Below are 24,912 nucleotides of genomic sequence, written 5' to 3'. Positions count from 1 at the left end.
CTGCCATTTGCCAGTAATAGTACGGTCTATGGCTAAAGCAAGGTTTGTACCAAATAGCAGGCACCCACAAATTGGCAGTAATAGCCGTACTTTGTGTAATGAGAAATGAGCATGTGGTAAGAGGGAGGCACTGACAGTACGCCCTTTTTAGAGGCAAATGCACGAAGATGCGGCAGCAATGTCACCCCATCACGAGGTGACATCTCAGTAGGCCAATATTTACGCTTGCGGCCCTTCATCCGAAGGGGGCTTGCGTGTTTTGGTCCATTCCCGTAGCCGCTGAACATGTAAATAGAGCGCAGGAATAAACAAAATCCCCACGGCAGTAGCCATTAACATGCCACCAAACACCGTGATACCAATGATCTGACGGCTCATCGCCCCCGCACCACTGGCAAAGACCAGTGGCATCACACCGAGGATAAAGGAGATTGCCGTCATCATTACCGCACGAAAACGCTGCTTGGCGCCGTCTTGGGCCGCTTGTGCAATCGTCGCGCCCTCTTCTCGCCGTGCTTTGGCGAATTCGACAATTAATATCGCATTCTTAGCCGCCAGCCCTATGAGTAGCACTAAGCCTATCTGTGCATAGACATCGTTAGCAAAGCCCATGGCTGATAACCCCGCAACCGCCCCTCCCACAGCAAAGACGACCGAGAGAATGACCACCAGCGGGATACTCCAGCTTTCATATTGGGCCACCAAGAACAGGTAGGCGAACACCAACGCCGCCAGATAAATAAAGACCACCTGCCCGCCCGTTTGCTGCTCTTGCCATGACATGCCACTCCAGCTGTAGCTGTAACCCTGCGGTAAATTCTGTGCTAATAGTGCCTCCATCGCCGCCATGGCCTGACCGGAGCTGGCTCCATCAGCCGCAGAACCGTTAACCGTCACCGAAGGGAACTGGTTAAAATGGCTGATAAAGGGAGCGCCAACAGAAGGTGTTAGCGTGACCAAGTTGGCCAAACTGACCAATGCTCCATTATCACTGCGCACATTCATACTATTTATCTGCGCAGTACGCTGGCGGAAATCCATATCATTTTGTAATTGCACTCGGAACATACGGTTATTCAGTGTGAAATCACCCGCATTCATCCCACCCAGTGATGTTTGCAACGTCTGGAAAATGCGGCTGACAGGCACTTGTAATAATGCGGCGCGATCCCTATCAATGCTCAGATTGACTTCAGGTACTGAGGCACTGAAGGTGGTAAATACTCGGCTGAGTTTCGGGTCTTGGTTGGCGGCAAATATAATCCCCTGACTCACCTGTGCCAGCTCCTGTGGTGATTGCCCCAACAGAGCCTGAATACGCAAATCAAAACCTGAAGCATTCCCCAACCCAGCAATGGCTGGCGGATTCACCGCCATAATCGTCGCCGAAGGAATAGTGGCTAAATTGGCCTGAATATTGGCCAGCACCTGATCAATATGAGGTCGTTGCCCCCAAGGTTTCAGCATGACAATGGCAAAACCGGCATTGGGCGAGTTATTACCACTGAGCAAACTAAAGCCGGTGATTTTTATCACATCTTCAACGGCGTCATTGGCCGTCACCTGCTGATACATCTGATCCATGACCGTCTGAGTACGATTCAACGAAGCGCCATCCGGCAGTTGCAAACTGACGAAGAAATAGCCCTGATCTTCCTCTGGCAGGAATGAAGTTGGCAGACGGGTATAACCCCACCAAGTTGCCAACCCTACCAGTAACAGAGCGGCAATACTGAACACAGCACGGCGACTAATACGGCCTGTTAATCCCACATACCCATCACGTGCGCGGTCTAATCCACGGTTAATAGCGCCAAACACGCCGGTATTCGACAAAGTACGCCGCTTTAGCAAGACCGCACACAGCGCTGGACTGAGAGTCAACGCATTAATACTGGATAAGATCACTGCCGCCGAAAGGGTGACGGCAAATTGACGGTATAGCTCGCCCACAATGCCCGGTAAAATGGCAATAGGAACAAATACCGCCATTAGCACCAGCGTGGTGGCAATAATCGGCCCTGCAATCTGGCTCATCGCCTGCTTAGTGGCTTGCGCGGGTGTCAGATTAGGATCATTGGATAACAAGCGCTCAACGTTTTCGACTACCACAATGGCATCATCCACCACAATAGTCAGCGCCAGAATAATGGCGAACAAACTGAGTGTATTCGCCGAATAACCAAAGACATAAAGCACTGCAAACGTGCCCAGCAGCGATACTGGAATGGTGAGCGCGACAATAAACGTCGCCCGCATACTTTGTAAAAACAGATACACCACCGCCAATACCACAATGAGAGTCAATGTCAGTGAGAGAGCAATTTCATGCAAGGTTGCGGTGACAGGTAACGTGGAGTCGTAGTTGATTTCATACGTTAGATCCGGTGGGAAAGCCGCCGACAAACGAGCCATCTCATCGCGCACCCCATTAGCCACATTTAACGCATTGGCTCCCGGAACCGGATAGACCACTAAGAATGCAGATTCAGTTTGATTTTGTGCTGCGCTAACCTGATAGTTCTGCGCCCCCAGCGCGACACGCGCAATATCACCCAGCCGAATCATCCCGCCCTGCGGGTTGCTGCGAATAATCACATTGGCGAATTGTTGTGGATCGGCAAGCCGCCCTTGCCCACTGATAGTCAGGGTTTGCTGCTGGTCTGGCGTCGACGGTGACGAACCAATCTGCCCGGCAGCGGCTTGCACGTTCTGTTGTTGTAATGCTGCGATGATATCTTGCACGCTGACATTCAGTGACTCCATACGTTGTGGATTCAGCCACACCCGCATACTGTAATCACGCGCACCAAACACCTGCACATCACCGACACCATTGATACGTGCGATAGCATCACGCAACTGAATGCTGGTGTAGTTGCTGACAAATAGCGCGTTATGAGTCTGTTTCGGCGAAAAGACACTCACCCCTAACAACAGGTTCGATGCCCGTTTGCGCACTGAAATACCGTTTTCATTCACCTCGGCAGGCAGTTGAGCGCTCACCTGAGAAATACGGTTTTGTACTTCAACGGCGGCCATATCCGGATCAGTCCCACTGGCGAACGTGATGCTCAACTGATAGCTGCCGTTGTTACCGCTGGTGGACTCCATATACAGCATATTGCTGACGCCATTGACCTGTGCTTCTAGCGGTGAGGCAATAGCTTGCGCCACATCGCGAGCACTCGCTCCCGGATAAACCGCACTGACAGATACCACTGGCGGTGTGATATCAGGATATTGCTCCACGGGAATAACGTGCAATGACACCCAGCCAACGATGGTTATCACCAGCGCAATAACAATGGCAAATTTGGGACGACGGATAAAGAAATGTAGCATCTGGCCTTCCCCTTAGTTCGCCGTCAGTGGCGCAGCAATACTGGCGCTCACTGTCATGCCGGGCCGGACATGTTGCAGCCCAGACACAATAACGCGCTCGCCGACATTCAGACCTTCTTTCACTTCATATTGCTGTTCAAACTGCGCGCCAAGAGTCACTGGCCGCACTTCAACCTGATCGTTATCCGTCACCACCAAGACAAAATGGCCCTGCTTATTTTGCTGTAACGCAGCGATCGGTATAGCCGTCACCGCTTTTGCCGTTTCTGTTGCCAGCGAGACATTCACCACCCCACCGGGTAAGAGTAAATGCAGTGGATTAGCAAAGCGGGTGCGAATTATCACTGTGCCGGTCTGTTTATCAATTTGGTTATCAACAGATTCAAAAACACCAGTTTCCGGGTATTGCTTGCCATTTGCCAATTGGATGCGCGGAGTGAAATGCCCAAACGGCAGTGCGCTATTATCGCTGGTTGATGGATTTTTCGCTGACAATTGATAGGTAGCCGTAATGTAATCTCGTTCATTAACGGCGATTGCCACCCGAATAGGATCGAGCTGCACGATACTCACCAACGTGCCACTGGCCGGGTTAATCAAGCTACCAACATTAAAGCGGCTGTGGCCAATCTGGCCGGAGATCGGCGCAGTAATGCGCGTAAAGCTGAGTTGGAGTTGCTGAATTTGTAGGTTTGCTTGTGCCTGAGCCACCGCAGCCCGGTTGATATCCCGCTGTGCTTGTGCCTCATCGACTTCCGCTTGGCTCACTGAGCGGTTACTGCCCAAGCGTTGTAAACGGGTGAGATTCACCTGTGCATGGTTAGCACTGGCGGTTGCGCTGTCTAACTGCGCCTGCGCCTGAGTGACTGAGGCCTGATGTAACGCGGGATCAATTTCATACAAAAGCTCGCCCTGTGTGACCATCTGCCCTTCGGTAAATAGCCTAGCGGCAATAAACCCCTCAGTTCGTGTCGTAACATCCACTGCCTGAATAGCTTCCACCCGACCAAGATATTGCAACGCACTGTCTGGTATCGTCGAAGTTACAACGGCTACAGTCACCGCTGGCAGTGGCGCTTCCGCCATTGCATTATTTGCCCCAATACCCAGTAATAAAATAATGGCATAGGCGGTCAAAGAAGGTCGCCGAGTGCTTAAGATTCGCTGCAAACTAAGGGTTATCCGGCGGCGAACCCATTTCAGTGTAGACATGATCATTTGTTCCTTACTCTCGGCGGGGTAATAAGTTGGGTATGGCATTAATAAGTTTAGCGGGATTAGTCATATTTTGGCGTCACTTTAACGTCTTGCGACAAAAATTCCTATTGCACTGAATGTCGTCGATACAGCAAGAGATTATGGCTAATTTAAAATGATACCCGCTGGAAGTAACTGGAAAAAAATTCAACACAAACTCTCAGCTTGGCCGAGAAATAGAGGGGGGTATGGTAGACCGCCCAGATATTGGCACTTTGCGCATATTCAGGCATCACTCGCACCAAAGTCCCATTCTGTAATAGGGGAGCAACATCCCACAATGAGCGCAACATAATGCCACGGCCATTTAGCGCCCACTGCAAAACAATCTCGCCACTGTTAGAAGAGAGGTGTCCCGATATCTTGACTGACTTTTTGCCCTCCTTACTTTCTAATTCCCACACGCCGACTGTCTGATCTCGCTCCTGAGTAAACAAACAATCATGCTGCTGCAATTCATGAAGCGTGGTAGGAGTACCCTGCCGCGCTAAATACTCAGGTGATGCGCAAATAATTCGCTGATTTTTGGTTAGCATCCGGCTGATATAACTCTCCGAAATATCGTCGTTTATCCGAATATCGAGATCAATCTGGTCTTTAATCAAATCGATCTGTTTATCAAATAACTCAAAATGAATTTGCAGGTCAGGATAACGGGCCATTAACTCAATAATAGCGGGAGCAATATAGTTACGGCCAAAACCAAAACTACACCCAATGCGCACTTTCCCGGAGGGTTGCTCCTTTATCTGGGATACTTCATTTTTCAGTGCCGTTAATCGCTCCAGTATATCGAGAGCGGATTGGTAGGTCAGTGTACCGGTTTCTGTCAGTACCACTCCACGAGAGGAGCGGTGCAATAACTTGACGCCGAGCTGTAATTCCAACTGCTGAATACGCTTGGTCACGAATGCCGGCGTTTGTCCCAAACTTTCAGCCGCAAGCTGAAAACTACCACTATTAACCACGGCGATTAATACCTGCAAATCTTTAGGTAAGGGATAGTGATCGAGACTCATTACGCTATTCCTGAATTGAAATATTGATATTGCTACTTTAACGCTTTCTGACCTGATGCAACCAATGAATAACAACAAAGTTTTGATGTCTATAACCGTAATTATTGTGATTGGCAACTTTTGGTTGTTTTTCTGTTATTTATTTGTTGCTCAACGATGCCATTATGTCATTTATTTATTTTTGACGGAAATGACATATTTTGCTAACCCCAGCTTTATAAAGAAAAAAAGAGAATTCACGTTTTGTTAATTGAACAATCACACTTCAAAAACGAAATAATCCACAATTTTTGTGGTAGTTTATTTTCACTGCCGGTAGCGCGATAAAAAATAAATAAAGCACACCTTTATTTAGTCATCATTTAATGGCGTATCAGCCATTATTTATGCTGGAGAGTATTCATGAGCATAATTGAGCAAAGCGATGCAGTCACCAAACTTACCGATATTATTGCCGATTTTACCGCAATGATATCTACTCGCATGCCAGACGATGTTGTTGATAAATTAAAACAGCTTCGAGAATTAGAAAATGAGGGCATGGCAAAGATTATTTACCATACCATGTTCGATAATATGGAAAAGGCCATAAAACTGAATCGCCCAGCCTGTCAGGACACAGGCGAGATAATGTTTTATGTCAAAGTTGGTACTAACTTCCCATTATTGAGTGAATTACAAAATATTTTAAAGGCCGCTGTACAGCAAGCCACAATAAAAGCGCCATTGCGACATAATGCGGTCGAAATATTTGATGAGATCAATACCGGTAATAATACCGGTAGCGGTGTTCCTTGGGTGACCTGGGATATTCTCCCCAATGCTACCCACGCAGAAATCGAAGTGTATATGGCTGGAGGAGGCTGCACTTTACCCGGTCGCTCTAAAGTGCTTATGCCATCCGAAGGATACGAAGGAGTGGTGAAATTTGTCTTTGAAAATATTTCAACACTGGCTGTCAATGCCTGCCCGCCGGTGCTGGTTGGCGTCGGTATTGCCACCTCGGTAGAAACCGCCGCCGTATTATCACGTAAAGCTGTATTACGCCCAATTGGGAGCCATCATCCAAATCCTATTGCTGCTGATTTAGAGCGCCGTCTGGAAGAAGGGCTGAATAAACTTGGTATTGGGCCACAGGGATTAACTGGGAAGGCCTCCGTTATGGGGGTTCATATTGAGTCAGCAGCGCGTCACCCATCGACAATTGGTGTTGCCGTCTCCACTGGTTGCTGGGCACACCGCCGCGGAACCCTGTTGGTTCAGCAAGATTTAACGTTCGAGAGCATCTCCCATACCCGAGGTGACCAATTATGAAAAAAGTATTAACAACACCAATTAAAGATGAAGATCTGGTGGATATTAAAGCCGGCGATGTTATTTATCTCAATGGCACATTGGTGACATGTCGCGATGTTTGTCATCGCCGCCTTATCGAATTAAAACGTGAGATCCCATTTGATTTACGAGGTAAAGCTATTTTCCATGCTGGGCCAATTGTCAAAAAGAATGGTGATAAATGGGAAATGATCTCAATTGGCCCAACCACCAGTATGCGAATGGAAAGTTTTGAAAAAGAGTTTATTGAGCAGACGGGGGTTAAATTAATTGTCGGTAAAGGTGGCATGGGACCAAATACTGAAGAAGGCTGTAAAACACATAAAGCGTTGCATGCTATTTTCCCGGCAGGATGTGCAGTATTAGCTGCAACACAAGTCGAGGAAATAGAAGAAGTCCATTGGACGGAATTAGGTATGCCGGAATCACTGTGGGTCTGCCGAGTGAAAGATTTTGGGCCACTAATCGTGTCTATCGACACCCATGGTAATAATCTTATTGAAGCCAATAAAAAATTGTTTGCTGAAAAACGCGACGCTATTGTCGATGAAATCTGTGAACATGTTCATTATATTAAATAATAATGATAACCGGAGGGGCTACCCCTCCTTTATTCATAAAAGGATCTGACTATGGCAAAGTTAAATTTGTCATGGCGATTATTAACGCCCATAGCAGTGGCGATTATTATCGCTTTATTTCCTTCACCCAGTGGATTACCTGAACACGCATGGCTTTATTTCGCTATTTTCTTTGGTGTTATTGTTGGCTTAATTTTAGAACCTGTGCCGGGTGCGGTTGTGGCAATGACCGGCTTGGCTATTATCGGCGTGCTCTCTCCTTGGTTGCTTTACAGCCCTGAACAACTAGCTGAACCCGGTTTCAAATATACGTCGAAAGCACTCTCTTGGGTGGTTTCCGGTTTTTCAAACTCGGTTATCTGGCTGATATTCGCGGCATTTATGTTTGGAACGGGTTATGAAAAAACAGGATTAGGCCGCCGTATCGCTCTGTTGTTAGTCAAGAAAATGGGACATAAAACCCTGTTTCTAGGGTATGCCATTATGTTCTCAGAACTACTCTTGGCCCCCGTTACACCGTCTAACTCGGCGCGAGGTGCGGGGATAATCTACCCGATTATCCGTAACTTACCGCCACTTTATGATTCACAGCCCAATACTCCCGGAATACGAAAAATTGGGTCGTATATTATGTGGATGGGGATCAGTGCAGATTGTGTCACCAGCTCCATATTTTTAACGGCTATGGCCCCAAACTTGCTATTAGTCGGTTTACTCAAGTCCTCGTCAGATGTGGCGCTATCTTGGGGGACGTGGTTTATCGGTATGCTGCCATTGAGCATCTTATTGGTTATTCTCGTGCCGTGGCTCACCTATGTACTTTATCCACCGGAAATAAAGCAAGGTAATCAAGTACCTGAATGGGCCACAAAAGAACTAGAAATCATGGGGCCACTGTGTCGGCGTGAAAAAATAATGCTGGGGCTGATGATTACGGCACTGGTGTTATGGATCTTCGGCTCTGACTTTATTGATGCCGCCATGGTGGGATATTCCGTTGTCGCGGTGATGCTACTGACCAAAGTGATTACTTGGGACGATATTATTAGCAATAAATCAGCCTGGAGTGTCTTCTTCTGGCTGGCATCCTTGATTGCTCTGGCTACAGGGTTAAACCAAACCGGCTTTATCTCTTGGTTTGGACATCACATTGCTGGCAGCCTATCAGGGTTCTCACCCACCGCCATTATGATTTTGCTGGTCACTATCTTTTATGGTTTACGTTATTTCTTTGCCAGTGCAACAGCTTATACTTCAGCATTAGCGCCCATGATGTTGGCTGCTGCATTAGTGATCCCCGAAATACCGTTATTGACATTTAGTCTTATGATTGGCGCTGCCATCGGGTTGAGCAGTATTACCACACCATATGCAACAGGTCCTAGCCCTATCTATTATGGTAGTGGCTATTTGCCGACTGCCGATTATTGGCGTTTAGGCGCAATATTTGGCGTGCTGTTCTTGGTATTGCTGCTATTAACCGGATTAATTTGGATGCCTTTAGTTATCTAACACCTCACCTGTCATTGCCCGATCAGAGCAATGGCAGGTAATCATTCCCCACGATCATTTCTCCGCTTAACTTCTCATCTCTGTTTCACCACAAGAATAGATCCATCACATATTGGCAATAATAGGGTAGGCATTGGCTAAATTTATTCCTATTCTTTTTGTTTTGATGAAAAAATCGCAACAAAACATTAAATTATCCTAAGCTCAAATTATAATTTGACGGAGTTATGTTAGTTTAGATTGCCTCAGAGTCTTCACTTCCTGCTGATTAAATAAATATTTCTATAATACTTAATATCAGCCCGAATTTTGTAAGAACGACACCCCATGTGATTGGCGTTGCAAGTTGACCCAAATGCAAAAGGTCTAAGGGAATTCACTATGACAGACTCCAAGCCGCAAGAATCGCGGACAAGAGGGGAAAATGTTTTCTTTGCAAAGCAAACTTTGCAAGCCATGGCCCTGTTAGTTGGGGCGACCATCATTATTGCGGCGGTCGGTATTATCTACATCGCCTCACAACTCAACGAACGAGCAATCTCCCAAAGCCGTTTTCTCGTTGAGAAAGCATGGGAAATGCGCCAAAGCGCAATCAAGAGCAGAATAAAAGACAATGCTTTTTGGGGCGATGCGTATGAACATTTGCATGTAAAAGTCGACCCTGAGTGGGCTTATGTCAGCCAAAATCTGGGGCCATCACTTTATAATGATTTTAATTACGAAGGCGTGTTTGTCGTTGATGGGCAGAACAAAACCCGTTATTCCGTCATCAATGGGCGGCTGACACAAACCACACTACCCGATTGGCTTAGCGAGGATATTACGCCCTTAATTGATACCGCGCGTACTCAAGCCGCAACAGAGTTTATCGCCACTGAAACTATCGAAGTTGCCGGGCGACCAGCCATCATTGCAGCGGCAGCATTAACGACGGGAAGTGATCCGCGCGTTAAATCCGTGTCAGGCGCGCCGTCAGTCTTGGTGTTTGTCGATCTTCTGACACAGGCCGAGCTGAATGCTCTGGGTGAAGATTACGGTATTCATCAACTACGCACCCCACGAGACAAAAAAGATTTTTCTTCCAGTCCCTCATTCCCTTTATCTTCCAGTGATAACAGTAAGTTAACCTTACATTGGAGCCAAGATATGCCGGGGGCACAGCTTCTCAACATATTACTCCCGCTCTTGGCACTGGTTGCCATGATTCTGGGATTAAGTGGCTGGTTAGTACTGCGGCGAGCCATGTCTGGGGCTCGAGTGGCCGATGAAAACAGGTCAGCATTAATTGCCAGTGAAGAACGCTTTCGCCATGTTGCGGAAGCTGCAACCGACTGGTTATGGGAAACTGATGCTGACCTGCGTATTACTTATTTATCCCAACGATTTTTAACCATCACCGGGCTAAGCGTGGAGCAGTGGTTAGGGCGCAACCTGGATATTTTGTTGAATTGTGACGTTATTCCTCTGCGTTCTTGGTTGCAGTACACCCATCAGACCGAATCCCGCAATGAACTGCAATGCACTTATTTCTCCGCCAAGGGGGATAAACACATCTGCCGTATCTATGCCAAACCGATTATCAAAGATGACAAAATTATTGGTTTTCGCGGCACGGCATCCGACATCACCCGAGAAATAGAAGCACAGGAACGTATTCAGCATCTTTCTTTGCATGATGTGTTGACAGGTTTACCTAACCGCCTACGAATGAAGGAGTTTTTGGAAAGTAAATTACGCAATCTGGCCGCATCTCCACACCCATTGGTTATTCTTAATGTTGACTTGGATAAGTTTAAGCCAGTCAATGATACCTATGGGCATGTTACAGGCGATTTGGTGCTACATCAGGTCTCTGAACGTTTGAGAAGTTGCTTGCGTGACCAAGACTTAGTGGCCCGTCAGGGGGGCGATGAATTCATTCTGATTATTACCGGACTGGCTTCAATCAAAGAAATTGAACAGCTCTGCGCCCGTGTTATTGCCCGAATTGAAAGCCCTTATGTTATTAATGGTCAGGATATTTATATCGGTGCCAGCATCGGTATTGCTCTGGCACCACAAGATTCCATGCATGCCGAGGAGCTACTCCGCTTCGCAGATATTGCGATGTATGACGCTAAAAATAGCGGTCGCAACCGCTGGAGCTTCTACTCCAGTGAAATGAATGACCGTTTGATGCAACGCAGCGAACTGGAGCGATTTTTACGCCAAGCCGTCAAACATAATGAATTTAGTCTTTATTATCAGCCGCGTTATCGTATCGAGGGGACGCAACTGACTGGAGCCGAGGCTTTGGTACGTTGGAATCACCCCGTTCTAGGGTTACTCATGCCCGATCAGTTTATTGCCTTGGCTGAAGAAACTGGGCTTATCACCTCGATAAGTGACTGGACCATGTTACAAGCCTGCCAAGATGCATCGACATGGCCTCCGTCGCTGATTGTTTCTGTCAATATTTCTGCCATTGAATTTCGCAGCCAGCGTTTGATCGAGCGAGTGCGACAAGTTCTGCTGCTTACCGGGTTACCCAGCCATCGGCTGGAATTGGAAATCACTGAACGGATAATGATTGAAGACGCTGACGGCGCATTTAAAACCATGATGGCATTGAAAACCCTTGGAGTGCGCTTGTCGATGGATGATTTTGGTACGGGATATTCATCACTGAATTATCTGCGTCGCTTCCCGTTCGATGGCCTGAAAATTGATAAGAGTTTTACTGACGAACTGGCAGAGTCACATGAGGGCCAATCGATTGTGGAGGGTATTATCAACCTCGGCCATGCATTATCAATGACGGTCACGGCCGAAGGGGTAGAAACCGCAGAACAACTTGGGCAGTTGCAAACGCTCATGTGTGATGAAGTTCAAGGTTATTTCTTAGGCAAACCTATGAGATTAAATGAATTATCGGTGCTTATCCGAAATGCCCATTACGGTGAATAACACAACAAAATACCGCCACGCCTCTGGAACAATAACGGTGAGAGGCGCAGCGGTAGCAAGATATTGACGAGTTAATTAGCTCTTGGCTCTAAAGTTAACAATGTCATAGACCAATCCATCGACGGTACTCTTCACGTCATCCGCTGTAATTGGCGTATTACTGTTACTGATATCTTTACCATACGCTTTACGCACGACCACGATGACCGGTTTACCCGTATTCGAGTCAATCACCTGCACTTCTAGATAGAGCGCAGTATGCTGAGTACGATTCCCCGTGGCCGCCATAGTGCCAGCGATAACAGCGGCGATAGGAACCACTTCATACACTTGAATATCTTTAGTCTCAGCAGAAACAGCCGTAATTGCCGCACGAACAATTAATGTATTCGGCCTTTTCGGTGAATTAACCAGAGGTAATTGTTGGCTAAAAGCCGCTTCAAGTTTTTTATTCGCGTAAGCTAAAACTTGATCTAATGTTTTCTGACTTACACGCTGAGTTGGTGTCGAACGAGGGTAATAGACTAACGGTGTATAATAAACACCAGTATAGTTATTCACATTAAAATCAGGTGCAACCCAGCGCAGTACTTTTTGACCACTGGCGGATTCCGTTTCTTGTAACTTACTGTAATCAGCTAAGAAACCAGAAAACTGTGCACTGGTTGTTACTTTTGAGGCGCATCCTGCCACTAATATCCCGACGGCAAAAAGCACCGCTATTTTATAACCTTTCAGAAGATTCATTGTTTTTTTCCTTTATGTTTATTAGGGACCTAAAAAACAGGAATGCAGAAAAAGACCGGGAAGACCAAAGAATGAGAGTGCTCTCCATTTCAATTCTAAACCATGGCAAATTATTTGCTGGATATAATTTAAGCCTCCGCAGAGGCCATAAATTAAATTTAATCTGAGAGTCAAAACGTAGCAGAAAGGGGATTAAATCAGGAAAAAACTAAATACCGATCGTTTTCAATTGATAAAGACCATCAAGAAATGCCGGAATAAAACTCCCCGGCCCGGCGACATGCTGAGAAACCTGCCCACCAACATGAGACATTATTCGGCACGCTGTCGCGACATGATGCAATCGATCTCCCTCCAGAGCACAAAACGCCGCCACTACCGCAGACAGAGCACAACCGGTGCCAACCACGCGGGTCATCAGTTGATCGCCCCCCTCCACGGCAAAATCTCGTTGACCATCGGTGATGTAATCCACCTCTCCGGTCACCGCAACCACCGTCTGAATCTGCTGCGCCAACTGACGAGCGGCGGGCAAAGCAGCCAATGACGTGTCCAGACTGTCAACGCCGCGCCCCATGGTCGCCATGCCACTCAATGCCATGATTTCGGATGCATTGCCGCGTATGGCGGCCGGTTTAAGCGTCAATAAATGACGGGCGAAATCGGTACGATACCTCAGCCCACCGACGGCAACCGGATCCAGCACCCATGGCGTGGTTGCGTGATTGGCCGCCGCAATAGCAGCCAACATGGATTCTGCTCGCGATTGATGCAGAGTACCAATATTGATCAACAACGCATTGGCCATTGTGCTGAATTGCCCTGCTTCTTCAGGTTCCACTACCATCGCAGGAAAGGCCCCTAACGCCAGCAGCACATTGGCCGTAAAAGACTGCACCACTTCATTGGTCAGGCAGTGAACCAAGGGCGGCGTAGTATGAAATTGTTGTAAACAGGCCGTCGCCAACGCATCAGGGAATAACGCCGGAGCACGAGAATGGTCAGAGTGAAGGGTATGCATGTGGTCTCCCGCCCATAAATGAGACAAATATAATAAGCAACCTTATGTTATTCCACGGGCGGCAGCAATCAGAGCCTGCCCTAGCGATAGCCCTCCATCACCCGCAGGTAAACGCTGTGGCATCAAGAGCTGGAAATCATGCAGTTGTTCACATAATAATTCGCGCAGTAGTTGGTTATGTAATACCCCCCCCGAGAAAGCAATGGTATCAATACCAGAGCCTTGCGCAGCCTGACGAGCCAAGGAGGCAAAGCCCTGTGCTAAGGCAAAGTGGAAAGCATAAGCGCGCTCTGCCGGTGCCGCATCGTAAGCCAACCATTGCTGCCAGAACGTGGCTAAATCCAGTTGATTACCGTGCAGCGGCAGTGTGACAGGAGGAACGCTTCTGGTACTTTGCCATGCCAGTGCCTCTAACTGACAAGCCGCCTCCCCCTCCCAACTGATGGTGTGTGGCACAATATTCAGTGCCGCCGCTACTGCATCAAAGAGTCGACCGGCCGAAGAAGCCAGTGGAGTATTAATTCCTCGCTCAATGGCCCGCGCAAGGATCTCACCCTGCGGTTGTGGAATAGCGGCGGCTTCGGGTACGTTTTGCCCCGCCGGAACAAAACGCTGTAACTGCGCCAATAAATTGCGCCACGGCTGACGAGAAGCCAGATCTCCTCCGGGCAATGCCACCGCAGGCAGACCACCAATATATTCACAATTCACATAATCTACGCGTAAACATTCACCACCCCACAATTGACCATTTGCACCATATCCCAACCCATCCAGTGCGAGACCAATCACTGCTCCCCCCTCGCGCGGCCAGCCATGCTCTGCCAGACATGTCACCAAATGTGCGTGATGATGCAACACCTCCATGCAAGGAATATTCTGCTGTGAGGCCAACGCGTTACCCAATTGATGGCTGACATACCCGGGGTGTGCATCCACCACCACCGCCTGTGGTGTGAAATGATAAATGTCGCAAAATAACGTTAATAACTGCTGCTGTTGTTGTGCGATATCACTATCAGCCAAGTCGCCCAAATGCTGACTCAACACAGCATTGCGGTCACGCAGCAGGCAAAAAGTATTTTTCATGTCGGCGCCTAGCGCCAGAATAGCGGGTTGCCGGCTAAAGCCTGGGGGTAGCTCGAAAGCATCCGGCACAAAACCTCTGGCACGGCGCAGCATTTCAGCGCCACTGGGTGTGAAGCGCACCAGCGAATCGTCAGCACGCTGCACAATTTCTCTGTCGTGCAGCAACCAATGGTCGGCAATATCACTTAACGCACTTAGAGCTTGCTCATTACTGAGTGCCGGGGGTTTGCCGCTACCATTGCCGGAGGTCATGACCAATGGACGAGCGGCTTGTTGCAGCAACAAATGTTGTAGTGGATTAGCGGGTAACATCACACCAATTTCTGGCAGCATGGGGGCAACTAATGTACTGAGTGGGCTAATCAGCGGCTTTGCGACTAACACTATTGGGGCTGCGGGGCTGCGCAATAGCCGAAGCAAAGCCTCGCTATCGGTATTTTGCACACACGTTTTCAGCCAACGTGCATCTGGCAACATAACCGCCAGTGGTTTCGATGGGCGATGTTTACGCGTGCGTAAGCGCGCCACTGCACGGCTATTGGTCGCATCAACGGCGAGATGAAAACCGCCCAGCCCTTTGATGGCAACAATCTCTCCGGCCAATAGTGCCGTGGCAGCCTGCTGTACCGCCGCGAAATCTTGTGCGACGGTTTGACCACTGGCATCACTCAGCCACAATTGCGGGCCACAATCGGCGCAAGCATTGGGTTGTGCATGAAAACGGCGATCTGCCGGGTGGTCATATTCCGCCTGACAGGCAGTACACAGCGGGAACTTGCCCATAGCCGTGTAGGGCCGGTCATAAGGCATGCGGTGGATAATAGTAAAACGCGGGCCACAATGGGTGCAGTTGATAAAAGGATAATGATAGCGGCGATTGGTGGAGTCATTCATTTCACGCAGGCAAGCATCACAGGTTGCAGCATCCGGCACGATTTGAGTGTCCATCTGCCCGGCCCCGCTATGGTGAATCACAAAATCCTGCGGCGGCCGCCCCCAGTGGTAAGGTGCACTGACGATGCTGTCGATGTGAGCCAGTGGTGGGCAATCGAGTGGGAGTGCCTGTAAAAAATCGTCTACTGCGGGTGATTGCCATAAATGAATCGTCACACCGGCACTGTCGTTACTGACATCGCCACGCAGACCAAAACGATGGGCAAGTTGCCAGACATAGGGACGAAAACCCACCCCTTGTACCTTGCCTTTTACCCGCAGGCGAAGACCGTTGTCATCCACAAAAAAACTCCTAGCCCCAAGCCTTGAGCACTACAGCAGTGTATCTATCCCCAAGTCCTTGACGTTGCGTGGCAGCGTCAAGGATGCGTGAGAGGGTTAACAAATTCGCGGTAACGGCTCATCAAGAGGCAAATCCAGCCGGCGCGAGACACCAAATGCACCACACAAACGTACTTGCTTGCGTTCAGTCACATGCCCGATAACCGCCGCATCCTGACCTAGTGGGTGGCGATGCAACTCTGCCAAAACAGCCTCTTGTGCCTCTGGGGAGACCACCAGTACCAACTTACCTTCGTTAGCGAAGTTGAGCGCATCCAGCCCCAATAATTCGCAAATACCACGCACCGCTGGTTTCAATGGTAGATCCACTTCGTTGATTTCCATACCGCACCCACTGGCGGCAGCGAACTCATGCAAAATAGCGGTGACTCCGCCGCGCGTAGCATCACGCAATGCCCGCACCCCTGCAATATGGTGTAGGGGGGCAATAAGCGGTGCTAGCAAAGCACAATCACTGCTGAGTTCTGCCTCCAACCCCAATCCTTCACGCAGATTCAAAATCGTCGCGCCATGATCCCCTAAGGTGCCGCTGACAATAATTCGATCACCGGCACGGATCATCGCAGTCCCCCAGTGCAGATCCGCTGGGATCACACCGATACCGGTGGTGTTAATAAAGATCTTATCCGCCGCACCGCGCTGCACCACTTTAGTATCACCAGTGACTATCTGAATCCCCGCCTGTTGTGCGGTAGCCGCCATTGACTGCACAATGCGTTCAAGATCAGCCATCGCCAACCCTTCTTCCAGAATAAAACCGCACGAAAGATAACGCGGTGTCGCCCCGCTGACCGCCACATCATTAGCCGTACCACATACAGCCAACTTGCCAATATCACCGCCGGGGAAAAAAATAGGATCAATGACATAGCTGTCTGTCGATATTGCCAGTCGATCGCCAAAGGTGGTCAAGTCCGCCAGCGCAATACGCGCCTGATCTTCACGCTCATTTAGCGCCGGGTTCGAAAATGCCGCCAAGAACAGTGACTCAATCAAGCTTTGCATTGCCCGCCCACCACTGCCGTGGGCTAGGGTGATTTCTGTGTTGTTCATTCGATTATGGCCTGATTATTGATTTTGATAGCTATCGTGTTTGATAACTATCGATATTGATAGTAGGCGGAACACGCCCCTTCAGAGGAAACCATCAGCGCCCCAAAGGCATTGTCTGGTGTACATTCACCACCAAATAGCGGGCATTGATCTGGCTTACAGCGCCCGGTCAGCACATCACCGCAACGGGATCGCGGATCGTCTGCCACTTGCTGCTGCTGCGGTTTGAAACGCAATTCAGCATCAAAAGTTTGATAGGCTGGGCTAAGTTGTACACCAGAATCGGCTATCTCACCCAATCCGCGCCACTCACTACTGACTTTAGCAGCAAACACTTCATCCAGCGCCTGCTGCGCTAATACATTACCGCGGTCTGGCACAATGCGCCGGTATTGATTCTCTACTGCGCAGCAGCCATTGACCATCTGCTCCAACAGCATCGCCAACCCTTGTAAAATATCCAACGGCTCAAAACCGGTGACTACCAGCGGTTTATGAAATTGATCACAAATAAAGCTGTACGGCGTGGTGCCGATCACCATGCTGACATGGCCGGGAGCCAGAAAACCGTCGATCCGCACATCCGGCTGTTGCAGCAGACTGCGCAGGGTAGGAATGATGGTGATGTGCTGGCAGAACAGACTGAAATTGGTCAGCCCAAGCCGCTTGGCTTGTTGTAGCGTTAAGGCACTGGCGGGCATGGTCGTTTCAAAACCCAAGCCGAAAAACACCACTTCGCGTGAAGGGTTATTCTGCGCCAGCGTCAGGGCATCCAATGGCGAGTAAACAACGCGAATATCTGCCCCGCGCCGCTTGGCATCCAGCATAGAACCATGACGCCCCGGCACCCGCATGGCATCCCCGTAAGTGCAGAAAATCACTTCTGGGTGGGCGGCAATCTCCAGACAACTGTCAATACGTCCCATCGGTAGGACACAAACCGGACAACCCGGCCCATGGACAAACTCCAACCCCTCCGGTAGCAATTGATCAAGACCAAATTTAAAAATGGCGTGTGTATGACCGCCACAGACCTCCATGATCTGCAACGGTAAGCGCTGTTGATCCGGGATCTGCGGCAGCAAGTTTTCGATGCGCGTCAGTAACGCCGCCACTAATGCCGGAGAGCGGAATTCATCAACGTAGCGCATCATTGGCCTCGCTGGCGTGATCATCTAGATCTAACCCAACTGCTTGCATGTGCGCTAACGCCGCCAGTGTCTGTTGGGCTTCATCTTCATCAAGTAAGCTCATGGCGAACCCGACATGCACCAAGACCCATTGGCCGAGCAAGTCAGCCGGTGTCTCATCACATACCAACGCAATATTGATTTCGCGTTTCACGCCATTGACTTCCACCCAAGCCAATTGGTGGATATCTTCACCTACTGCCACAATTTTACCGGGTACGCCTAAGCACATCGCTGCGCCTCCAGCCATTCCAGCCACAAGTCCATCCCTTCGCCGCTACTGGCCGACAGGGCAATTACCTGAATCTCAGGGTTCACCTGACGAGCATAGGCAATGCATTGTTCAACATCAAAATCCAGATACGGCAACAGATCGATTTTATTGATGATCATCAAGGTGGACGCGGCAAACATATGGGGATATTTCAGCGGTTTATCTTCACCCTCGGTAACCGAGAGCACCGCCACTTTATGGCGCTCGCCCAGATCAAAACTAGCCGGGCAGACCAAATTACCAACGTTTTCAATAAACAGCAGGCTGCCATTGGTCAGCCCTAAACGATGTGCGGCATCATGCACCATCTGCGCATCCAGATGACAACCTTTGCCAGTATTGACCTGAATAGCAGGTACGCCAGTGGCTCGGATACGCTCGGCATCATGGGTTGTTTGCTGATCCCCCTCAATGACGGCACAAGGTACTTGCCCGGCCAACAGTTGCAAAGTGGTCGTCAACAACGTGGTTTTACCGGAACCGGGGCTGGAGACCAAATTCAGTGCCAGAATATGTTGTTCAACAAAATGCTCACGGTTGTGACTGGCTAAGTGGTTATTTTTGCTTAGAACATCTTGCTCAATTTGCAGTAAACGGCGCTGTCCCATCCCCGGCGCATGGCTACCGGCCTCACCCTGCCCATAATGCAGCCCTTGTTGGTCATCATGAACCTGCGGAGCGAAAGGTTCGGCCGCCGGTGCGTCAGAGTCCTCCGGTTCCCCCCCTACGGCTGGCTCTGGCCCCTTTCCGTGATAGTGATGGTGAACATCGCCCTGATGATAATAATAGTGGTGATGAACAATGACGGGCTGTGTGCCTTTAGCGACATATTTGTTTTTATGTTTATGCTGAGTTTTTTGCGCACAGGCAGCACTTTCGTGGTGATCATGATGATGGTCGTTATCGTGGTGATGATCGTGATGATCATCATGGTGGTGGTGATCATCATGACGATGATTATCGTCGCCTTCGATCTTTTTCTCGCCGCTGGCGCAACCACAAGTCGTACACATAGGAATTCACTCCTTCAAGATTATTCCACTTCTATCTGTTTTACCTGCAAATTGCTGCCGCTCTCGACTTGCAGAGCATGGCTGCCACAATGCGGGCACCCGGCATCATGCCGTTCAATAGCAACACTGGCGCTACACTCCCAACACCAGGCTTTGGCCGGTAAATAACTCAAATGTAATTGGCAACCCGCGGCCAATGTCTGGCGGCTGGCGCTGTCAAAACTAAAACGCAAAGCACTCTCTTCAATACAAGAGAGTGCGCCAATTTCCAGCCATACTGCCGTTATCCGTTTAGCACCGTGTGACTGCGCCTGTTTTTCAATAAGCTCCAGCGTGCTGAGGCATAAGCTGATTTCATGCATGCTGATTTTTCATCTGACTGACTTTGTTAAACAGCGCTCGTCGCCGTGGATTTGCAGGTGCATCAGCATCAACTACTGGCAGTGACAATGCCATCCGCGCACTCTGTTCAGCCAGTTGCACTGCTTGTTCTGCACCAAGTGACGTTTCCAGTGGTGACATCAGCGAGCGGCTTAGATATTGGCCACAACCGGCAACCTCACTGACGGTAAAACCAATGTTGCCACAAGGCAGTGCCAACATCAGGCGCTCACCCACAATACGGCGATCCCAACGTTGCTGCGGCCCCGGTAAGACCACCAAACTCAACATCCATGGAGTCAATAACGCGCCAATCCATTGCTGTTCAAATAACTGAAATCCACAGGCCCGTAATGGAATGTGGTCACGGTAAAAAGGTAAGTGACACATTTCATCAGCGGCTATTTGACTAAACACCTGTTCCAATAATGGCGCAGGATTTGCTGGATGGCCCACAACGACATCAGACATGGCTTTCTTCCCGTGCTTTAAGCGTAATGCCGCTGACGTGCAATGCCGCAATAATCTGTTCCAGTGCCGGTTCAATGGCCCGTGAGACCGTAGGGGTCAGGCCAATCTTCGGTTCCAGAGACTCGGGCACCACCCCCACAAGGGTGAGTTTGTCCGGGAATTCGTCAGTCAGTTGCAATGCCATTAACACGTCGCATAGCCCCAACTGATGCGGTGACACTTTGCGGCTAAACATGGCTGGGATTTCTTTATCCCGCAGCACAGCCACCGTTCCCGGTGGCTGGCCGGTTATCACCGCATCGGCAATAATCAAATGCGCGCGATTCGCCATGGCTTCCATCAACTCCAAACCGGCAGTGCCACCATCAAGCACCTCAACCCCGGGCGGGATGTGAAAGCGCTGCTCTAGCGCTTCGACAATCCGTACACCGACAGCTTCATCACTGAGTAATAAGTTACCTATACCTAATACCAAAATCCCCATCACAGCACCTTGACTTTGGTCACTTCGTTGCCCGTTGTATCAACAATATGTACAGCACAAGACATACAAGGGTCGAATGAGTGAATGGTCCGCACCACCTCCAGCGGTTTGGCAGGATCAGCAACGGGTGTCCCCACCAGCGCTTGTTCGTAAGGCCCCGGTTCACCATTATAATTGCGTGGCCCGGCATTCCAGGTCGAGGGCACCACCGCCTGATAATTGGCAATCTTGCCATCTTTGATAACCACCCAGTGCGACAGCATGCCGCGCGGCGCTTCTTCAAAGCCCACACCACGGATTTCACCGGTCAGCGGAATATCAGGTTTAATAAAGGTCTCGACATCACCAGTACCGATGTTGGTCACCAGCGCAGTCCATTGCTGGGCCAGCGTTTCATGCAACACGCAGCAGTGCACCGCACGGCCAATAATACGACCTAATGTTGAAGGCAATTGTTCAGGCGTGATGCTCTGCCCACTCAATGTTTGGTATGCCGCGCCAATGTCGTTAAAGTGCTGCTTGGTTGGCTCATGCCCTGCTGCCATACCGCACATCAGCCAAGCCAGTGGCCCAACTTCAACAGTTTTGCCATAGAATGTTGGCGCTTTAACCCAAGAATATTTGCCATCTTCCTGCCAACCCGTGTAGTTCGGGTTGGTTTTACCCTCCCACGGTGCCAGCGGTTCGTCATCTTTATACCAAGCATGTTTGCCACTTTCGGCAATGCCGCCGATCAAGTAAGGATCGTTATGATTGGCAATAGGACGGAAGGTGCCGTTCTCCAAATACCCCCCCGGTAACAGGAAGGTTTCTCCTTTGCGATCAACCGGTAGCTCCGGCACGCTCAGGTAGTAATCAGCCCCTTTGCCTAAATTGAGCCAGCCCGGGTAATGAGCGGCGATCACCGCGGTATCCACTTTGTAAACTTGCTCAATAAAGCTGCCCAAACGATCGATGAAGGATTTCACCAACATCAAACGTTCCAGATTCAGCACGCTCGGCATATCCAGATTGATCGGGTTAGCCACCCCACCGACCGCCAGATTCTGGATGTGTGGCGTTTTCCCCCCCAGAACTGCCACGATGCGGTTAGCGTCACGCTGGCATTCCAGTGCTTGCAGGTAATGCGCCACGGCGATCAAATTGACTTCTGGCGGCAGAGCCATTGCCGGATGACCCCAATAACCGTTAGCGAAAATACCGAGCTGCCCACTGGCAACCAAATCCTTGATTTTCTGCTGTACGCGGGTGAACTCTTGCTCACTGTTAAGCGGCCAACTGGACAACCCTCTTAGCATTTCTGCCGCTTTTCGCGGAGACGCTTGCAGCGCCGAGGTCACATCCACCCAGTCCAGTGCTGACAACTGATAGAAATGAACAATATGGTCATGGATACTGTGCGCAGCCAGAATCAGGTTACGGATGTGTTGGGCGTTAACCGGTACTTCCATTCCCAATGCATTCTCTACCGCTCGCACCGAGGCAATGGCATGGATGGTGGTACACACGCCACAAATGCGCTGCACAATCATCCAGGCATCACGCGGATCATTGCCTTGTAAGATTTCTTCCATGCCGCGCCACATGGTGCCGGAGGACCAGGCTTTAATGACCTTACCGTCCTCAATTTCGCAGTCGATCCGCAGGTGTCCCTCAATTCGGGTTACGGGATCAATGGTGATGCGTTGGCTCATGCTTTACCTCTGTCTGATTATTCTTATGTAACTGCCCGTGAGCAGGAAGCACCGGCAACAGTCGAATCAATAAAATGTAGGCACAGACCTCTATGGCAACGAAGCCAATGGAGATCAGGATTTCACTGGTGGTTGGGAAATAGTTGTAGCCGCCGCCGGGGTTAAAGGCCAATAGCGAGTAATTAAGCCGCCAAAGTGCCCCACCGCCAATCATGCACAGCGCACCGATAAACAGTAAGCGGCTGTCTTGTCTGGCTTTAGGAATGCGGAAGATCAGTAATGGCAAGGCCATCAGTACGATTTCAGCCCAGAAGGCGATGGCATAGCGGTCAAAGTGCCACAGATAATCGGTCTTATCGCGCACAATAATCTCACCGAGGCGTAGCACAATAAACAGCAGTAGGAAGACATCAATAATGGTCGTTAGCCGCGTGAACAACGGTGCTTCATTTGCCCCTCGCCCCCGCAATCCGGCCTGAACCAATGAACCTTCAAAGATAACAATGGAGAAGCCAAGAATGACCGCCGTAAGTAGAGAGAACAACGGCAACATTTCATAGCTTTGCCACAGTGGATGAATCTTGGCACCGGCAGCAATCATCAATGACCCCATTGAAGATTGGTGCATAGTTGGTAATAGCGCACCGAGGGCAATGACAAAAAACATGATTTTGTTGAGCCGCTTGAGTGACACTTTCCAGCCAAGCCGTTCAAACAGCGCCGGAGCAAATTCCACGGCCATGACGCCGATGTAAATCGTCATACAGACCGCAGTTTCAAACAGCACCGAGTTCACGTTGAAGTGACCGGGGATAAAGAAGTAAGGCAGATTCCAGTAGCGGCCCACATCAATGGTTATCGACAAACCACCGAGTGCGTAACCAAACAAACTGGCAAGCAGTGCCGGGCGTACCAGCGGGTGATATTCGCCACGGTTAAATACATAAACGGCCCAAGCCAATGCCCAGCCACCGCACGCTAAACCGGTGCCGACCAGTAAGTCAAAGGCAATCCAGATCCCCCATGGGAAACCGCCATTCAAGTCACTGACTGACCCTAGCCCCAGCACTAAACGTTTGACAATCAACAGTGCACATAGCACCACAAAAGGCGCTAACAGCATGACGGGCCAACTGACCAGCCGCCCACCCAGTGGGCTAGATTTATGCATCGTCATCGCGACCTTCCTTTTTATCCTGCGTCTGCGGCTTGTCATGATGATCATCATCGACTTCATGATGGTTGTCTTTGCGCTCATCGCGTGTATTGCGGTGCACCAACGCGGTGACACCCGCCAATACCGCCAGCGGCAAAATCATGCCTTTATACAGAGTGTGCTGGACGTGCTCAGAGCGAGCGCCGGTTGCCAGTTCCGCCAGTGGCGGCAAATCGAGTTTCTCCGCCGGTATCCCCGTCAACACCAGAACCTGCGTACCGCCGCCCTCTTTCTCACCATAAATATGCTTCTCATAGTGAGCGACCGGATGTTCATAGGTGTCATTGGCACTCAACGTCTGGCGTGGGAAACGGTAGTTTTCACCCGGCGTCAATGTCAGTCGCCGTTGGGCCTCTGACAGCAGCTCTTCACGAGTACCGAATATCACCGCCCCGGTCGGACACACTTCAACACAGCCGGGTAAGCCGCCGTTATCCAGACGCTCGACCCCTTTTTGGTTACACAATTCGCATTTATGAATCATGCCGAAGGGATTGTCGTAATCATATTTCGGCACATTGAACGGACAACCGACCATGCAATAACGGCAACCGGTACAGACATCAGGGTCATAGTGAACGATGCCGGTTTTGGCATCTTTACGCAGGGCGCTAACCGGACAGACAGAGACACAATTGGGATCAACGCAATGCATACATTGCTTTTTGATATAGGCGTAGCCATCTTCCAATTGGTCTTTATTAATTCCCGCGCCACTGGTCCAGACTTGAATAATATTGTTGGTAAAGGGGCTAAGTTTGTCGTTCTCTGACCAAAGGGCGTCACCGCTGGCGTATATTTCGCTATGATTGACCTGCTGACATTTGCTTACGCATGCTTGGCAGCCAACACATAATGTCGAGTCGTATAACATCCCCAACGCACCGGGAATCGGTGGCCGGTTCTGTACCTCAGCCTTGGTGCTGGGCGACAATCCCGCCAACAACACACCGCCAGAGGCTAATTTGAAAAAGTGACGTCGATTCAC

At 49.7% G+C, this 24,912-nt stretch carries 20 protein-coding genes; 4 read left to right on the top strand and 16 right to left on the bottom strand.

The window, feature by feature from the left end; translation table 11 throughout:
- Window positions 1-219: 219 nt before the first annotated feature.
- The 3 genes from ACIOG0_RS03245 to ACIOG0_RS03235 form a co-directional block, all read right to left on the bottom strand.
- Window positions 220-3,345, bottom strand: coding sequence for an efflux RND transporter permease subunit (locus tag ACIOG0_RS03245; RefSeq protein WP_050097884.1), 3,126 nt, complete (start codon window positions 3,343-3,345; stop codon window positions 220-222).
- Window positions 3,346-3,357: 12 nt separating this feature from the next.
- Complete coding sequence (locus tag ACIOG0_RS03240) at window positions 3,358-4,557, bottom strand: efflux RND transporter periplasmic adaptor subunit (protein ID WP_072086517.1); 1,200 nt, start codon at window positions 4,555-4,557, stop codon at window positions 3,358-3,360.
- Window positions 4,558-4,712: 155 nt separating this feature from the next.
- Complete coding sequence (locus tag ACIOG0_RS03235; RefSeq protein WP_128451768.1) at window positions 4,713-5,621, bottom strand: LysR family transcriptional regulator; 909 nt, start codon at window positions 5,619-5,621, stop codon at window positions 4,713-4,715.
- A gap of 402 nt (window positions 5,622-6,023) precedes the next feature.
- Here ACIOG0_RS03235 and ttdA point away from each other — a divergent pair, with 402 nt between their 5' ends.
- The 4 genes from ttdA (at window position 6,024) to ACIOG0_RS03215 (ending at window position 11,995) form a co-directional block, all read left to right on the top strand.
- Window positions 6,024-6,935: a L(+)-tartrate dehydratase subunit alpha gene (gene ttdA / locus ACIOG0_RS03230; RefSeq protein WP_050140147.1), complete on the top strand. Its 912-nt coding sequence runs from the start codon at window positions 6,024-6,026 to the stop codon at window positions 6,933-6,935.
- Complete coding sequence (ttdB, locus tag ACIOG0_RS03225) at window positions 6,932-7,537, top strand: L(+)-tartrate dehydratase subunit beta (protein WP_050097881.1); 606 nt, start codon at window positions 6,932-6,934, stop codon at window positions 7,535-7,537. The genes ttdA and ttdB overlap by 4 nt, the downstream gene beginning before the upstream one ends.
- Window positions 7,538-7,588: 51 nt before the next feature.
- Window positions 7,589-9,049, top strand: coding sequence for an anion permease (locus ACIOG0_RS03220; RefSeq protein ID WP_128451767.1), 1,461 nt, complete (start codon window positions 7,589-7,591; stop codon window positions 9,047-9,049).
- Window positions 9,050-9,430: 381 nt separating this feature from the next.
- On the top strand, window positions 9,431-11,995 hold the full coding sequence (locus tag ACIOG0_RS03215) for an EAL domain-containing protein (protein WP_164908400.1): 2,565 nt from the start codon (window positions 9,431-9,433) through the stop codon (window positions 11,993-11,995).
- A gap of 75 nt (window positions 11,996-12,070) precedes the next feature.
- Here ACIOG0_RS03215 and ACIOG0_RS03210 read toward each other — a convergent pair whose 3' ends face one another.
- The 13 genes from ACIOG0_RS03210 to hybA all read right to left on the bottom strand — a co-directional run bounded on the left by ACIOG0_RS03210 (window position 12,071) and on the right by hybA (window position 24,912).
- Window positions 12,071-12,742, bottom strand: a complete 672-nt coding sequence (locus ACIOG0_RS03210; RefSeq protein ID WP_050097878.1) for a DUF3313 domain-containing protein — start codon at window positions 12,740-12,742, stop codon at window positions 12,071-12,073.
- Between the two features lie 208 nt (window positions 12,743-12,950).
- Complete coding sequence (gene thiM, locus ACIOG0_RS03205; RefSeq protein ID WP_050097877.1) at window positions 12,951-13,763, bottom strand: hydroxyethylthiazole kinase; 813 nt, start codon at window positions 13,761-13,763, stop codon at window positions 12,951-12,953.
- Window positions 13,764-13,805: 42 nt separating this feature from the next.
- Window positions 13,806-16,088, bottom strand: coding sequence for a carbamoyltransferase HypF (hypF, locus tag ACIOG0_RS03200; protein WP_128451764.1), 2,283 nt, complete (start codon window positions 16,086-16,088; stop codon window positions 13,806-13,808).
- 96 nt (window positions 16,089-16,184) lie between these two features.
- Window positions 16,185-17,201 (bottom strand): hydrogenase expression/formation protein HypE, encoded by a 1,017-nt coding sequence (hypE, locus tag ACIOG0_RS03195; protein ID WP_050097875.1) that lies wholly within the window; start codon window positions 17,199-17,201, stop codon window positions 16,185-16,187.
- Window positions 17,202-17,248: 47 nt separating this feature from the next.
- On the bottom strand, window positions 17,249-18,352 hold the full coding sequence (hypD, locus tag ACIOG0_RS03190; protein WP_128451763.1) for a hydrogenase formation protein HypD: 1,104 nt from the start codon (window positions 18,350-18,352) through the stop codon (window positions 17,249-17,251).
- Entirely contained in the window at window positions 18,339-18,623 is a 285-nt protein-coding gene (hybG, locus tag ACIOG0_RS03185; RefSeq protein ID WP_050097874.1) for a hydrogenase maturation factor HybG, read from the bottom strand. The genes hypD and hybG overlap by 14 nt, the downstream gene beginning before the upstream one ends.
- Window positions 18,614-19,678, bottom strand: a complete 1,065-nt coding sequence (gene hypB / locus ACIOG0_RS03180) for a hydrogenase nickel incorporation protein HypB (protein ID WP_128451762.1) — start codon at window positions 19,676-19,678, stop codon at window positions 18,614-18,616. The genes hybG and hypB overlap by 10 nt, the downstream gene beginning before the upstream one ends.
- 20 nt (window positions 19,679-19,698) lie before the next feature.
- Complete coding sequence (gene hypA / locus ACIOG0_RS03175) at window positions 19,699-20,040, bottom strand: hydrogenase maturation nickel metallochaperone HypA (protein WP_050097872.1); 342 nt, start codon at window positions 20,038-20,040, stop codon at window positions 19,699-19,701.
- A complete protein-coding gene (hybE, locus tag ACIOG0_RS03170) occupies window positions 20,033-20,530 on the bottom strand; it encodes a hydrogenase-2 assembly chaperone (RefSeq protein ID WP_050097871.1) in 498 nt (165 codons plus the stop codon). Before hybE ends, hypA begins: the two co-directional genes overlap by 8 nt.
- Entirely contained in the window at window positions 20,523-21,014 is a 492-nt protein-coding gene (locus ACIOG0_RS03165; RefSeq protein ID WP_050097870.1) for a HyaD/HybD family hydrogenase maturation endopeptidase, read from the bottom strand. The genes hybE and ACIOG0_RS03165 overlap by 8 nt, the downstream gene beginning before the upstream one ends.
- Window positions 21,014-22,708 carry a hydrogenase 2 large subunit gene (hybC, locus tag ACIOG0_RS03160; RefSeq protein WP_050097869.1) on the bottom strand — a complete coding sequence of 565 codons (1,695 nt, stop codon included), beginning with the start codon at window positions 22,706-22,708 and terminating at the stop codon, window positions 21,014-21,016. The genes ACIOG0_RS03165 and hybC overlap by 1 nt, the downstream gene beginning before the upstream one ends.
- On the bottom strand, window positions 22,686-23,885 hold the full coding sequence (hybB, locus tag ACIOG0_RS03155; protein WP_050097868.1) for a Ni/Fe-hydrogenase cytochrome b subunit: 1,200 nt from the start codon (window positions 23,883-23,885) through the stop codon (window positions 22,686-22,688). The genes hybC and hybB overlap by 23 nt, the downstream gene beginning before the upstream one ends.
- Window positions 23,872-24,912 carry a hydrogenase 2 operon protein HybA gene (hybA, locus tag ACIOG0_RS03150; RefSeq protein ID WP_050097867.1) on the bottom strand — a complete coding sequence of 347 codons (1,041 nt, stop codon included), beginning with the start codon at window positions 24,910-24,912 and terminating at the stop codon, window positions 23,872-23,874. Before hybA ends, hybB begins: the two co-directional genes overlap by 14 nt.

The sequence above is a fragment of the Yersinia vastinensis genome (assembly GCF_044905075.1).
In the GTDB taxonomy this organism is placed as follows: Bacteria; Pseudomonadota; Gammaproteobacteria; order Enterobacterales; family Enterobacteriaceae; genus Yersinia; species Yersinia vastinensis.
The sequence above is the reverse complement of the archived record's forward strand: the minus strand, read 5'-3'. Positions and strand labels throughout refer to the sequence as shown.